At 58.6% G+C, this 14,583-nt stretch carries 13 protein-coding genes; 5 read left to right on the top strand and 8 right to left on the bottom strand.

Going from position 1 to position 14,583, the window contains the following annotated elements:
* Window positions 1-369: 369 nt before the first annotated feature.
* The 5 genes from K5D32_RS08005 to K5D32_RS07985 all read left to right on the top strand — a co-directional run bounded on the left by K5D32_RS08005 (window position 370) and on the right by K5D32_RS07985 (window position 4,637).
* Window positions 370-981, top strand: coding sequence for a paraquat-inducible protein A (locus K5D32_RS08005; RefSeq protein WP_374107895.1), 612 nt, complete (start codon window positions 370-372; stop codon window positions 979-981).
* A complete protein-coding gene (locus K5D32_RS08000) occupies window positions 978-1,592 on the top strand; it encodes a paraquat-inducible protein A (RefSeq protein WP_095068039.1) in 615 nt (204 codons plus the stop codon). The genes K5D32_RS08005 and K5D32_RS08000 overlap by 4 nt, the downstream gene beginning before the upstream one ends.
* A complete protein-coding gene (locus tag K5D32_RS07995; RefSeq protein ID WP_216705771.1) occupies window positions 1,585-3,261 on the top strand; it encodes an intermembrane transport protein PqiB in 1,677 nt (558 codons plus the stop codon). The genes K5D32_RS08000 and K5D32_RS07995 overlap by 8 nt, the downstream gene beginning before the upstream one ends.
* Window positions 3,258-3,881 (top strand): membrane integrity-associated transporter subunit PqiC, encoded by a 624-nt coding sequence (locus K5D32_RS07990; RefSeq protein ID WP_221530504.1) that lies wholly within the window; start codon window positions 3,258-3,260, stop codon window positions 3,879-3,881. Before K5D32_RS07995 ends, K5D32_RS07990 begins: the two co-directional genes overlap by 4 nt.
* Before the next feature lie 318 nt (window positions 3,882-4,199).
* On the top strand, window positions 4,200-4,637 hold the full coding sequence (locus K5D32_RS07985) for a helix-turn-helix domain-containing protein (RefSeq protein ID WP_221559756.1): 438 nt from the start codon (window positions 4,200-4,202) through the stop codon (window positions 4,635-4,637).
* Window positions 4,638-4,703: 66 nt separating this feature from the next.
* Here K5D32_RS07985 and K5D32_RS07980 read toward each other — a convergent pair whose 3' ends face one another.
* The 8 genes from K5D32_RS07980 to K5D32_RS07945 all read right to left on the bottom strand — a co-directional run bounded on the left by K5D32_RS07980 (window position 4,704) and on the right by K5D32_RS07945 (window position 14,450).
* Complete coding sequence (locus K5D32_RS07980; protein WP_221599738.1) at window positions 4,704-7,130, bottom strand: TonB-dependent receptor; 2,427 nt, start codon at window positions 7,128-7,130, stop codon at window positions 4,704-4,706.
* 65 nt (window positions 7,131-7,195) lie between these two features.
* On the bottom strand, window positions 7,196-8,170 hold the full coding sequence (locus K5D32_RS07975; RefSeq protein ID WP_221599736.1) for a FecR domain-containing protein: 975 nt from the start codon (window positions 8,168-8,170) through the stop codon (window positions 7,196-7,198).
* The gene (locus tag K5D32_RS07970; protein ID WP_221599734.1) at window positions 8,167-8,688 is read right to left on the bottom strand and encodes a sigma-70 family RNA polymerase sigma factor; all 522 of its coding nucleotides are present in this window, start codon (window positions 8,686-8,688) and stop codon (window positions 8,167-8,169) included. Before K5D32_RS07970 ends, K5D32_RS07975 begins: the two co-directional genes overlap by 4 nt.
* Before the next feature lie 328 nt (window positions 8,689-9,016).
* Complete coding sequence (gene araH, locus K5D32_RS07965; RefSeq protein ID WP_221577621.1) at window positions 9,017-9,982, bottom strand: L-arabinose ABC transporter permease AraH; 966 nt, start codon at window positions 9,980-9,982, stop codon at window positions 9,017-9,019.
* Between the two features lie 41 nt (window positions 9,983-10,023).
* Window positions 10,024-11,550 carry an L-arabinose ABC transporter ATP-binding protein AraG gene (gene araG / locus K5D32_RS07960; RefSeq protein ID WP_221599732.1) on the bottom strand — a complete coding sequence of 509 codons (1,527 nt, stop codon included), beginning with the start codon at window positions 11,548-11,550 and terminating at the stop codon, window positions 10,024-10,026.
* A 51-nt stretch (window positions 11,551-11,601) separates the two neighbouring features.
* Window positions 11,602-12,606: a substrate-binding domain-containing protein gene (locus tag K5D32_RS07955; protein WP_025260055.1), complete on the bottom strand. Its 1,005-nt coding sequence runs from the start codon at window positions 12,604-12,606 to the stop codon at window positions 11,602-11,604.
* Between the two features lie 123 nt (window positions 12,607-12,729).
* Entirely contained in the window at window positions 12,730-13,548 is an 819-nt protein-coding gene (locus K5D32_RS07950; RefSeq protein ID WP_117167632.1) for an SDR family oxidoreductase, read from the bottom strand.
* A gap of 29 nt (window positions 13,549-13,577) precedes the next feature.
* Entirely contained in the window at window positions 13,578-14,450 is an 873-nt protein-coding gene (locus tag K5D32_RS07945; RefSeq protein WP_221577623.1) for an SMP-30/gluconolactonase/LRE family protein, read from the bottom strand.
* Between the last annotated feature and the right edge of the window lie 133 nt (window positions 14,451-14,583).

Below are 14,583 nucleotides of genomic sequence, written 5' to 3'. Positions count from 1 at the left end.
AGTCTAGCACTACTGCATCGGACCATGAGCCGCTGTGTCGAGGTGACGCAGGGCACTTTGGCGGGTATGAACGCCCTCTTGAGCGCTACAGGGCAGACGGGGCATGAGGCGGGGCGCAACTTGCCATCGTGTAATGAAATGTTTCTTCAGTCAGCCCGCAAGTAACAGAACAATTACAAACTAATGGCGCAATGATATGGGAACGACAACCCATGGCTGTGGTCAATGCTTCAACCTTGCTGCTTACACAGAACAGTTGTTTACACAGAAAAATATGCCGTAATGCCATTAACGAGGTATCTTCCCGTCCTCGTTTTTTTCAACCCGGCAAATCCTGCATCAACGGCGTCGATGACCACTGTGCATTCCATGAAACCTCTCTCGGATCTGATCATCTGCGAGCACTGCGACTCGCTGTATGAAGCCACGCCCCTGAAGGCAGGCGAATCGGCGCATTGCCTGCGCTGCAAGGCGCTGCTGGGCCGAGGCCATCGCCTGACCATCGAGCAGTTGCTGGCCCTGACCATCGCTGCAGCCCTGCTGTTCATATTCGCCAACTTCTTTCCGGTGATCAGCATCAGCATGAAGGGCCTGACCAATGAAGTGACCCTCTGGGAATCGGTGGAAGCTCTGGCCCAGGGGCGTATCACGATCATTGCGCTGGTGGCCGGACTGTCGATCATCCTTGCACCTCTGTTGCAGATCGCCCTGCTGTTCTGGCTGCTGCTGCATGCACACAACGGGGTCATTGCGCCTGGCTTCAAGGCTTGCATGCGAGCCCTGGAGCATTTGCGTCCCTGGAGCATGCTGGAGGTGTGCATGCTCGGGATCCTGGTCGCCATCATCAAGCTCTCGGGGATGCTCGATGTGCATCCCGGTCTTGGCTTGTGGGCCATGGCGATGCTGATGGTGCTGATCCTGCTGATCGCCAACAAGGATATCCGCCGCCTGTGGGATGAACTGGGAGTCCAGCCAGGATGAACGGCATTCCTTTCGCCCATGAACAGCATTTGTGCCTGTGCCACACCTGCGGCTACGCCTGCCCGGAAGATGTCCATCACTGCCCGCGTTGCGACTCGCCCGTGCATCGGCGCAAGCCCAACAGCATTGCCCGGACCTGGGCGTTCCTGATTGCCGGACTGATTTTCTACGTACCGGCCAATGTGCTGCCCGTGATGTACACCACCCTGCTGGGCAACAGCAGCCAGAACACCATCATGAGCGGCGTGATCGAGTTCTTCAAAAGCGGGTCATGGGATATTGCCCTGCTGATTTTCATTGCCAGCGTCGTGGTGCCCTGCATCAAGTTCCTGGTACTGGGCATGCTTCTGGTCACCTGTCAGCGGCGCAGTCGCTGGGCCATGCTGGAGCGTGCGCGGCTTTATCGTTTTATCGAGCTGATCGGCTATTGGTCGATGCTCGATGTGCTGGTGGTTGCGCTGGTGGCCTCCCTTGTCCAGTTCCGTGAACTGAGCACCATCGAGCCGATGATCGGCATCCTGTTTTTTGGTCTGGTAGTGGTGATGACGATGTTCGCCGCCATGAGTTTCGATCCCCGGCTTATCTGGGACGCAGAGGTTGAAGATGTCTGAGAATACCGCCCCCCCTTCGTCGCCACTTCGTCCAGAGGTCAAGCAGCGGCGCATGCGCGTTTCACTGATCTGGCTGGTGCCGATCGTTGCCGGCCTGATCGGCCTGTCCATGGCCTTTCATGACTGGATGAACATAGGTCCGCGCGTCACCATCAGTTTCCAGACTGCCGAAGGCCTGGAAGCCAACAAGACGCAGGTCAAGTACAAGAACGTGGTGATCGGCATGGTGACGGACATCACCCTGAGCGAAGACCGCACGCATGTGCTGGCAGCGGTCGATCTCAATAACACGGCCACACCTTTCACCCGGGTCGACAGCCAGTTCTGGGTCGTGCGGCCACGTATCGGAGCCCATGGCGTTTCGGGTGTCGACACCTTGCTGTCGGGCGCATTCATTGGTGCCGATGCAGGCAACTCCGAGGAAACCAAAAACAACTTCACCGGCCTTGAAACACCTCCCCCGGTGACATTCGGCGAGAAAGGCAAGCGTTTCACCCTGCACACCGACGATCTGGGGTCGCTGGATATCGGCTCGCCGATCTATTACCGCCGCATTCAGGTAGGTCAGGTGGTGGCCTATGAGCTGTCCCCGGATGGCAAGGGTGTCGACGTGCAGATTTTCATCAACTCCCCGAACGATCAGTACATCACCACCGACACACGCTTCTGGAATGCCAGCGGCGTGGACGTGACCGTCGGTACCGCTGGCCTGAAGATCAATACCCAGTCGCTGACCTCGATCCTGTCCGGCGGCATCGCATTCCGCGAGCCGAACTGGAGCCCGGAATCGAAGCCCGCCGACGAAAACGCCGAGTTCAAGATCTTCGATGACCAGGCCACGGCCCTGGCGCCGCCTGACGGTGAGCCACGCTACATCCGCATGCGCTTCAACCAGTCACTGCGCGGCCTGGCAGTCAATTCCCCGGTGGACTTCCTGGGTGTGAACATCGGCAAAGTGGTGTCGGTGGATCTGGATTACGACCCGAAAACCGGGACCTTCCCGAGCATTGTCGGCGCCGTGATCTACCCCAACCGCCTGGGCGCTGCCGAATCCAAACTGCGCCAGCTGGGCGGTAGCGGCGACGAAGAAGAACAGTCGGCCAGAATTCTCAACGCCTTCGTCAATAACGGGCTACGGGCACAGGCTCGCACCGGCAACCTGTTGACCGGCCAGTTGTACATTGCGATGGAGTTCGACCCAAAGGCGCCAAAGGTGACTTTCAACCCCAAGTCCAGGCCTCTTGAGATTCCTACCGTACCGGGTAACTTCGACAAGTTGCAGGAGCAGTTGCAGGCATTCGTCGACAAGCTCAGCAAAGTGCCTATCGATGAACTGGCCAAGAACCTCAATGGCAACCTGACCGAACTGCAGAAAACCCTCAAGCAGGTCAATGGCAGCGTCTTGCCGCAAATGCGCGGCACCTTGCAGCAGGCAGAAAAAACCCTGAGCAGCGCCAACGAAACGCTGGGTGAAGACTCTCCAGGCCGCCAGCAACTGACTCAGGCCATGGAAGAAGTACAGCGCACTGCCCGCTCGGTACGGGTATTGACCGACTTCCTGAGCCGTCATCCTGAAGCGCTGATTCGCGGTCGCAGCGGCGATGCGGCACCCGCCTCATATAAAGCGCCGTCTTCGTCCCGTGCAATCGATCTGGAGCCAAAACAATGACCTTTCGCCTTAAACTGTTGGTATTGGCTGCGGCACTGGGCCTGGGTGCCTGCTCCTCGACACCGACCCGTTACTACACGCTGATCGCCCCCATGGACTCCGCCAGCGTGCCAAGCGCACAGCCCGCACCGTTCCAGTTCGAGATGCTGCCGGTGCTGATGCCTGTCCAGGTGGATCAACCTCCTCTGGTCGTGCGCCAGGGCGATGGCAGCCTGGAAATCCTGGATACCGAACGCTGGGGATCGCCACTGGGCGACGAGTTTCACGATGCCCTGACAGCCCAACTGGAGCGTCGCTTCGGTAGCCGCGACATGGCCGGACTGCCGAAGGACAGTGGTCTGCCAGTGCTTTCACTGCGTACCGATGTCAGGCGCTTCGAGTCGGCACCCGGAAATTACGCACTGATCGATGTGGTCTGGAGCTTGAGCCTGCGCAATGCAGGTGCCAGCTCGGGTAGCAAGCGTCTCAACCTGACCTGCAGCAGCGTGATTCGCGAGCAGGCAGGGATTGGCATGGAAAACCTGATCCTTGCTCATCAGAAGGCCGTCGAGAAGCTATCGCAGGAAATTGCCAGCACCGCACAGAACTGGGCACAACATCCCACTTCACGCTGCCTCTGAAACCAAATCCAAGGCCCCGTAACTGGGGCCTTTTCAATTGCATCGCTTTTGTAACAGCCGTAATTCGGGAGAATTACCTCACAAAAATTCATATACATAAGTACAAATAAGTACCAAAGCCCCCATAACGCCATTACACTCCGAGACTTCATGCGAGTGATATTTAGTAGTCTCCTGCATGTGTGCATTTTTGCTACCTGGCTGGCTTCGATACTTTATTAGCTGTGTCGAATATATCTGTACAGCTCTTTGATTTTTGACAGATCCCTTTCAGTTCTGCCTGGGTTTTGGGCAGGCGCTTTCCAGAGGACCACCGACATGCCCGGAATTGGCCCCCGACTCAAACGAGAACGAATAAGACTCAAACTTTCACAAAGCGCTCTCGGCGCCATTGGAGGCGTTGAAACCAATGCCCAGAGTAATTACGAGAACGGTATACGCTCCCCGCGAGCCGATTATCTGGCACGCATTTCAGACGCTGGCATCGATGTAACCTACGTGGTTACGGGCTTCAGCCTTGAGCGCCCTCTTCCAGCCATGGAGATCCATGACACTTCCGAGCGGCTGAGCCGTGTCATCTCGCGGTTGCACAAGAATCTGCACGAGGTCACGCAGAACATCTACCACATGGCCCGATTGCTTGAGTCTCATGAAAATGCTGCGATCCGGTCGCAACTGGATAACATCAAGGAAGAAGCAGAAGCTATTACCGTTGCCGCTGTGCGCTTGATCTACGTCAGTTCGAAGTTGAATTGATCCCCTCGCCTTTTCCCTGAAAAGCAAAACGGCATTCGGTTAGAACAGAATGCCGTCGTAACAGGTTTAAAACCCGACCGTCGCCGACACCAGATAAGTCCTCGGTGTCGATAGCGTCAGGCCCGCGGCACTGTCTGATGAAGTTGCCGCCGACGCCCAATAAGTCTTATCCAGAACGTTCTCTACAGAAGCACGTAACGTGACCGGATTATCGCCCAGCTTGAAGGCATAACGGCCCCCGACGTCATAACGCTCCCATGAATCGATTTTCTGGTTATTGGCGGCATCCAGATATTGTGAACCCGTATGAATGGCGCGAGCGGTCAGGGTCAGACCTGGCAGGCGATTGATATCCCATTCCACTCCCAGATTGGCGTTGACCTCCGGCGAGCCGGTGCCGCGATTACCATCAAACGTACCCAGCGCGGTTTTGGTCTGTTCACTGTCGAGCAACATGACGCCACCCAGCAGCCGCACACCCGACAAAGGCTCACCGAACATGTTCAGCTCGACACCCTGATTGCGCAGTTCGCCATCGGGCTTGAAGTTGCCCTGAGCATCAGTGATGTAGGCCGGCTGCTCTATGCGAAATACGCTCAGGCTGGTGCCAAAAGTGCCATGGTCATATTTCACGCCGACCTCGGTCTGTCTGGACTTGTAAGGTGCGAATACTTCATCGCTATTGGTGGCCGTGGTGGGCGCAGTCTCGCCCTGGCTCAGGCCTTCCATATAGTTGGCATACAGCGAGATCGAATCAGTGGCCTTGATCACCAGCCCCATGGCCGGAGAAGTGGCGCGCTCGTCATAACGCTGCCCAAGAGCGCCATTTGAATAGCTGTCCACCTCGACTCGTTGCAGGCGCGCGCCCAGCGTCAACAGCACCCGGTCATCGAGAAAGCTCAGGGTATCGGCCAGCGCAATGCTGGTGAACAGGTTCTCGGTATGAGTCGACGTATCGAAGCGCGTCGGTGCGCCCGGATACGGCAGCACCACCGGGTTATAGAGGTTGCTGGTACGAGGCTGATAACGTTCGCCGGCGTTGTCGAACTCGAAGTCGAAACGGTTGAGGCTGATATTCAGCGTATGCCCCACCGGCCCGGTATTGAACCAGCTACGAGCACCGACGGTGAACGTCTTGACCTCCTCGTCACGGCGAAAGGTACGCGGCGTCACGGTAAAGTTGCCACTGCTGGTGGTGACCGGAACGGTATGACGCAGGAAGTCATAGTTGCCTTTGCGGGCACCGGCTGCGGCATAGACCATCACCGAATCACTAAGATCGAACTCCCCACGCAGCGCACCGAAGGAATCCTTGGAGTGAGAATACGTCCAGGGCTGGGCGATATTGCGACGAATGTCCTTGGCCTTGGGCATGGCAATACCGGCGGCAACTTCGACCCGCTCGATGGGCGCATCGGCGTAGCGCTCCTGCTCCCCGAGATCCAGCGACATGCGCATCCGGTCTTCACGCCAGTCCAGGCCGATGACCGAGGCCTCACGCTCGACTTTCTGGTGATCCCACTCGGTATCGCCGGACTGGCGCACGCCGTTGTAACGAATGCCGAAGCGCTGGTTTTCGCCAAAGCGGCGACCGATATCCACATGCCCGCCAAACTGCCCGGCCGATGCAAAGCTGCCGGTGAACTCGGTCAGCGGTTCACTACCGGCACGCTTGGGCTCGATATTGATATTGCCGCCCACGCTGCCACGCGGCACGATGCCGCCCAACAACGCACCCGGCCCTTTGAGAATATCGACCCGCTCGACCATTTCCATGTCGATGGAGTACGTCGGCAGCACGCCATACAGCCCGCCAAACGACACATCACTGTTGAACAGACTGAAACCGCGAATCGAGAATTGCTCGAAACGCCCGCCTGCCGGGTTGGTGATACGCACCGACGGGTCGCTGGCGACCATGTCGCCAAGAGTACGCGCCTGCTGGTTCTTGATCGTGGTGCTGGTATAGGACGTCTGGTTGAATGGCGTCTCCATGAAATCACGATCGCCCAGCATGCCCTGGGAACCGCTGCGTGCGACCTGGCCACCGGCATAAATGTCGCCCTGCCCGTCCAGCCGGCTGCCGTCGATGGACGTATTGGGCAATAGCATCGAGCCGTTCTCTGCTACGGGTGCAGGCACCAGCGTATAAGACTGATTGCCCAGCGGTTGCAGTTGCAGCCCGGAGCCTTGCAACAGAAGCCCGAAGCCTTCGTCGACGGGGTATTCGCCATTGAGGCCTTTGCTGTTGCGACCTGCCACCAGCGCCGGGTCAACCGACAGGCTGACGCCGGACAGCGCAGCAAAGCGGGTCAAGGCTGCGCTCAGGCTACCGGCCGGAATCTGATAACTGCGCCGCGCCGATTCTTCAGCCTGGACCGACGCCACGAACAGCGGCGCGGCGCTCAGGCCGAGCACCACGCCAGCCTGACAACTCATATGCAGCAACGCGAAACGGGCAAGACGCAGGCGACGCAAGAAAACTACGGGCATTGGAGCACTCTCTTTTTGTGTTCACTTGAGAGGGATGACAAGCGACGGCAAAAAAAGGGACACCATCAGGCGGAAATTTTTCGAGGAGCAAGCGTGACCCAGTAACGGGTACGGGAATGCACCTGTACCGGCAGGCTTGCCGCCAGCAGATCCAGGATGCGATCGGTATCGTCCAGCCGGAACGAACCAGTGACGCTCAAGGCTTCCAGCTCGGGTTCCCAGCGCAGAATGCCGGGTCGATAGCGACTCAGCTCGGCCAGGAAACTCCCTAGTGGCCGGTTTTCTACCGTCAACACGCCCTGACGCCAGTCCGGTTGTCGGGCGTCAAAATGCTCAAGCGGCGTAATGCCTTGAGCATTCAGGGCCGCCCGCTCGCCGCCCTTGAGGCGCAAGGTCGCGCCCTGTGCCGATAACAGATCGACACTGCCACTTATCACGGAAACCCGGCACCGATGCTCGTCCTGGCGAATGCAGAGTTCAGCACCGTTGGCGATGATCTGGCCCAGTCGCGTCTTGACTGTCACGGCCGGAGCATTGCCCTCCATGCTCAAGGCGACTTCACCGTCGATCAGCAGCAACTGGCGTCGTCCGTCACGGAAATCCAGATTCACGACACTGGCGGTATTGAGTTGCAACTGGCTGCCATCGGGCAGGCGCAAGGTCTTGCGCTCGCCGGTGGCGGTGTGCAAATCGGCGCGCCAGGCCCTGACAGGTAACTGGCTGCTGATGATCCAGCCGCCGGGAATCAGTGCCGCAATGACCAGCGCACGCTTGAGAATCGCCCGGCGCGACGACTCGCTTCGCTTGAGGTCTGCCCGGTCGAGGCTGGCCATGGCCAGTTCGGGCGGCAGTTCGGCAAAGCGCTGGCGCAAGCCTTGTGCCCGTTGCCAGACCTGTTCGTGGCTTGGGCACTGCTCGCGCCAGCGTTGCAGTTGTTCGTGTTCCTGGACACTGGCCGTCCCGGATTCCAGCAACGCCAGCCAGTAGGCAGCGGCATGCGCCACCTGCCGGGCCTGCTCGTCATGCACCCTGTCACTCATAGCTCGGCCATCAGGCAATGTGCATAGGCCTGTGCCATATAGCGTTTCACGGTGCGCTCGGACACTTCCAGCCGCAGGGCGATCTGTGCATAGCCCAGGCCTTCAAGCTGCGACCAGAGAAACGCGCGACGCACTACCACCGGCAAATCGTCGAGCAACTCATCCAGAGCTTGCAGGGTCTGCAGCAGAATCCAGCGCTGTTCGGGAGATGGGACGCACGCTTCGGGCAGTCTCGCCAGGGCTTGCAGATAAGCCTGCTCCAGGCTTCGGCGCTTGTAGTGATTGATCAGCAGCCGCTTGCCAACGGTCACCAGATAGGCGCGCGGCTCACGCAGACTGCCTAGGGATTCACTCTGCCAGGTGGCCATGACCCGCAAAAACGTATCCTGACTCAGATCAGCCGCATCCCACGCATTGCCCAGGCGGGACCGCAGCCAGTTTTCCAGCCAGCTACGGTGATCACGATAAAAGTTGTCCAGGCCAGGCTGCACACCCGATGACCCTGCTGCATCACTCATTCAAAGGCCATCCACGACAGCGACTTAAAATGAGAATCATTCTATTTAATTCATATCAGCGAGCCAACCTGTTTCTAACCCGCCAGAAATTCATTCGCGAAAACGGTGGATTCGCGAATGAATTCGCTCCTATCAAACATAAACGCAACGTCATGAATTAAAACGTTTTTCTGTAGGAGCGCGCTTGCCCGCGATCGAGTGCGAAGCGCTCGCAAAATCTACGACTGCTACGCAGCCGGTCGCGGGCAAGCGCGCTCCTACACCGACCTCTGTTTGCTGCGGACAGCGCGGTGCCAAGGCGGCGGGTGATCTCCTGCGGAGGTGTGCCTTAGCGACGCTTCAACCTGTCGATAATCACCGCCAGCAACAGAATGGTGCCGCGAATGACGTACTGGTAGAAGGTGTCGATGTTCTTGAGGTTCATGGCATTCTCGATGATCGCCAGAATCAGCACCCCGGCGATCACATGACGAATCATGCCGATCCCGCCGCTCAATGAAACGCCACCCAACACACAAGCCGAGATGACCGTCAGTTCGAAGCCCTGGCCGATCATGGGCTGCCCGGAAGTCATGCGTGACGCCAGCACCACACCGGCCAGCGCACCGATCAGGCCATGTACGGCAAAGATGATGATCTTGGTGCGATCAACATGCACGCCCGCCAGCAGTGCGGCTTCCTGATTGCCGCCGATGGCCATGGTGTTGCGGCCATAGGTGGTGTAGTTGAGCAGCCAGCCAAAGAAGATAAAGCAGGCAATGGTGATCAGGATCGGCACCGGCACGCCATAGAACTGGCCATTGCCGAACACGAAGAAGTCCTCGTTGGAAACCCCCACCGCCTTGCCGTTGGAGAAGATATACGCCAGACCGCGAACGATCTGCATGGTCGCCAGTGTCGTGATCAGGGCATTGATGCGCAGCTTGGCGATGACGATCCCGTTGATCAGCCCCACCAGCAGGCCCATGGCCAAGGCGGCGCTTACGCCGAGGAATACACTGTCGGTATCGCGAATCACGATCCCGGCGATCACCCCGGCACAGGCCAGTACCGAACCCACCGACAGGTCGAAGTGCCCGGACGCCAGACAATAGAGCATGGTGCAGGCGGCAATGCCCACGGTGGAAATCGCCAGCCCCAGCCCGCGCATGTTCAGGGGCGACAGGAAGTTATCGATGAACATCGCACACAGCATGAAGATGCCCAGGGCGGCCAGCAACATGACCCATTCATCGAGAAAGCGGCGCATATTCACGCCCTGACGGGGAGCCCGCAGGCTGGTTTCGGTAGACATACGCACCTCTTTTTTATTGTTCATGGTCGCAGACCAAAGGTTCAGCCCCGTGAGCGGGGTAACGCCAGTTGTAGAAGTCGCGACTCATCGGCCTCGTCGCGGTTGAGTTCGCCGGTGATCGCACCTTCGCTCATGACCAGAATGCGGTCGGAGATCCCCATGACTTCCATCAGGTCACTGGACACCACAATCACTGCGATGCCTTGCGCCGCCAGGTTATGGATGATCTGGTAAATCTCGGATTTGGCACCGATATCGATGCCTCGAGTGGGCTCATCCAGCAGCAGGACTTTCATGGGCATCGACAGCCAGCGGCCGAGAATCGCCTTCTGCTGGTTGCCACCGGAAAGAAAGACAATCTGCTGATCCGGCGAAGGCGTCTTGACGTTCATCGCCCGGATCTGGGTTTCGGCGTTCTCCCGCTCCCAGCGCCCCTGCAGCAGACACCCCAGGCTCACATGCCGTGGCCGGGCACCGATGTTGATGTTCTCGGCGACACTGGAAAGCGGCACGATGCCTTCTTTCTTGCGGTCTTCCGGACACAGCAGGATTCCGGCGGCAATGGCATCTCGCGGGGATTTCAGGGTCAGCGGCTTGCCGTCCAGTTGCAGCGTGCCCGCCTTGCTGCGGGTCATGCCGGACAACAGTCGAAACAGCTCGGTACGCCCCGCGCCCACCAGCCCGAAAAAGCCCAGCACTTCGCCCTTCTCGACTGCGAAGCTCACCGGCTCCTGCAACCCTGGCCCAAGAAGCCCGGTGACACGCAAACCGGCACCTTGATGTTCACGGGGCCGATAGTTGTAGATGTCCTGGATATCGCGCCCGACCATACAGGTCACCAGCCGGTCGTGGTCCAGGTCCGCCATATTGTCGAAGGTACGCACGAAGCGCCCGTCCTTGAATACGGTGACCGCATCGCAGATACGGAAGATCTCTTCCATGCGATGGGAGACGTAAAGAATCACCCTGCCCTCATCGCGCAATTTGGCGATGATCGCCATCAAGCGGTCGATCTCCCGGGCCGACAGGCTGCTGGTGGGCTCATCGAAGGCAATCACATGGGCATTGCGCGACATGGCCTTGGCGATTTCCACCAGTTGCCGCAGCCCGAGGGACAAGTCTCCCAGGCGCATGCCCGGATCGATTTCGTCGGCAAGCCCCTTGAGCAGTTCAGTGGCCTGACGCAGCATGAGCCGGCGGTTGATCATCCCGAAGCGATTGGGCATATGCCCCAGCAGCAGGTTTTCTGCCACGGTCATTTCCGGCACCAGATGCAGTTCCTGGTGAATCACCGCAACGCCGGCCGCGATGCTGTCTGCGGTGGATCTGAACTGATGAGTCTGCTCACCGATCTGCAAGGTGCCACTGTTGGGCTGATAGGAGCCGCCCAATATTTTCAGCAAAGTGGACTTGCCGGCACCGTTCTCGCCCATCAGGGCATGGACGCTGCCCGGATGCGCCTCAAAGCTGATGTCCGAAAGCGCCTTGACGCCGGGAAAGACCTTGCCGATGCCATTGAAGCGCAAGGCGCCACCGGCCGATTGCTGTTGCTCGATTACCTGCTGCATGAACCTGTCCTCTTCACTCGCGAAGGGGCCTGAAATCAGGCCCCCTTGAACTCACTTCCACAGACCGATCTTGGTCAGTACTTCCTGGAAGTTGGCCCGCGTAATGAGTGTCACATCGTCCATGGCGGTGTACTTGGGAGGTTCTTCACCGGTGGTGACCCATTTAAACATCTGGTAGGCGGTGTCATAGCCTTCCTTGTCCGGGCTGGGCAGCATCGAGCCGAAGAAGCCGCTTTCCTTCTTCTTCAGTTCATCGATGGCGTCAGTGCCATTGATGCCGATACCGATCACGTTGGCCGGCTTGAAGCCATTAGTGGCCGTGGCACGCACGCCGCCGAGCACGGTGTTGTCGTTCATACCGCCAATGATCAGGTTCTTGGCATTGCCCGGCAGTTTCGGCAGCGCCGAATTGGTGGCATCCATACTGCCCGGCACATCGAGGGTTTTCTGGGCAGTGAAGAGGATATGGCTTTCCGGCAGGCCGGCCTTTTTCAGCGCATCCACCGAACCGTCAGTGCGTTTCTTGCCGGTATCCAGTTCGTTGTAGGTGTTGATGATGGCGTAGGTTTCTTTCCAGTCCCAATTGCGGTTTTTCGCTTCGGCCGCCATGGCCTCGCCCTGTTTCTGGCCCACCTCGAAAGCGGCCATGCCCAGGTACGGCACGTCTTCCATGAAGTTGCCCTTGGCATCGACGAAGCGATCATCCACTGCCATGACCTTCAGCCCCAACGCCTTGGCTTTGGCGACAATGGCCGGGCCGAGGGAAACATCCGGCGGGCAGATGACAAAGCCCTTGGCACCGTTGGCCGCCAGGCTGTCGATGGCTGCGAGGGTTTTCTCGCCGTCGGGCACGGCAATCTTGAGCACAGTGAAACCGTGCTCCTTGCCCGCCTTGTCGGCAAAGGCCCATTCGGTCTGGAACCAGGGTTCTTCGGGTTGTTTGACCAGAAAGCCGATTTTCACTTCTTCGGCAGCATGGAGGATGCCACTCATGCCGAGAATGGCAGTGGTGACGGCGGCGCAGCATAGGGAGCGAATCCCGTGGCGACTCAACATAGCTAACTCCTTATTGTTATTGAATAGCTACAGCGTCCAGCAATAGGGCAGTTTCAGGTTCTGCAAACCTCAACCGGCCAAATAGTCATACCATATTGCCAAAAGCGACAATGTAACCGAGTGTCACTCGTGATAAAGCACCGAGCGCCCGCCATCGATCATGATGCAACTGGCGTTGATGAACGGAGCCTCATCGGTGGCCAGAAACAGCGCGGTCATGGCCACTTCGATGGGCTGGCCGATACGTTTGGGCGGATGCAGGTCGAAGGCGCGTTGCCGCTCGGCCTGTGGGTCATCGAAGCCGTTCCAGTAATCGACGTTGAGCTGGGTTTCGATGTAGCCCGGCGCGATTGCGTTGACCCTGATACCCTTGGGCGCGTATTCGATACCCAGCGCGCGGGTCAGGCCCAGCAGGCCATGCTTGGCGACCGGATAGGGAAAACAACCGGGAATGATGTTGCTCGAATGGGTCGAGGCGATATTGATGATGTTGCCCGCACCCTGCTCCAGCATTTTCGGCAAGACACTGCGGCAGCCATACCAGGCACCGTCCAGGTCGATGGCGAAGCAGCGCTTCCAGTCTTCGTCGCTCATTTCCAGCGGGTCGCGGAACACATTGACCCCGGCGCAGTTGATCAGCACATCGACCCGGCCAAAGTGCTCGATGGCAAGATCCACCATGCTGCGCCATTGATCCTGCTGAGTGACATCGACCTTGAGCGCATGCACCTCAGCCCCTTGCCCGCGCCACTTCGCCGCCACCTGCTCGACCTTTTCGCCCTGCACATCGCTGATGATCAGCCTGGCCTGCTGCGCCTGAAAGCACGCCACAATGGCTTCGCCAATCCCCTGAGCAGCGCCGGTTACCAGCACCACTTTGCCTTTGAGGCGTTCACCGCGAACCGGCTCGGGAACCGGGGGTAACGACAAAGGTATCGCCATGTTCAACTCTCCTTGGATGCAATGAAAATTCAGCCTGCGAAGCGCCGGCAAACCTGCCCGGCGACGCCCACATCAGCCTTGAGCACCGCGCCATCGAACTGGCCATGGGCATCGGCCGGGGCAGCGCTGGTGACGTAGAGCGTAGACAGGTCGGGGCCGCCAAATACGCAACTGGTGGGGTGGCTGACAGGCAGCTCGACGATGCGGTCGACACAACCATCGGGGGTAAAGCGGATCAGGCAGCTTCCACCCCAGCGGGCATTCCAGACATAGCCTTCGGCATCCATGGCCGAGCCGTCCGGAACGCCACGAGGATGTTCATGCGCCCAGACCTGGCGCTCGCCCAGGCTGTCGTCGGCCAGAATCGGGTATTGGTAGATAACGCCATCCAGGGTATCGGCGCTGTAGAGCACCGTGCCCTGGGCATTCCACAAAAGGGTGTTGACGATGCCCTGCCTGTCCAGCAGGTGCGTGACCCTTGCATCCGGGTCTACGCGAAACAGGCCACCGGAGCGGCGTACCAACGGCAAGTCGCCGCCTTCGTCATCCAGATTGTTCTGCATGCTGCCCAGCCACAAACGGCCCTGTGCATCGCAGCGGGATTCATTGGCGCGGTTGCCCGCGACAGGATCGGCCACGCACAGCCATTCAATGGAGGTTTTGGGCGACTCGAGGCTCAGGCGGTATACGCCGCTGGCCAGAGTCACCAGGGCATCGCCCTTGTCGGTGGGAATGAATGCGGAAACTGCTTCGGGCAGACGCCATTGGCTGTATTGACCCTGGACCAGCCTGCAGGCCAGATGCCCTGCGATGTCGACCCAGTACAAGGCTTGCTGCTCAAGGTCCCAGAAAGGGCCTTCAGCCAGTTTGAAACGGTGCTCGGATAGCGGCTGCCAGTGCATGGACGGTGTCCTTTTTTATTTTTCTTAGGAACTGCCTCTACTAAATAGTATTACGATTTATTTTTCAAGCGGCTTTTTATCGTCTATAAATCCTTGCATCGGATTAAAACCGATCAAATAGTCTTACCAATTT

Source organism: Pseudomonas cichorii (genome assembly GCF_019719005.1).
GTDB classification, from domain to species: Bacteria; Pseudomonadota; Gammaproteobacteria; order Pseudomonadales; family Pseudomonadaceae; genus Aquipseudomonas; species Aquipseudomonas cichorii_E.
This window is presented reverse-complemented; position numbering and strand designations above follow the sequence as displayed.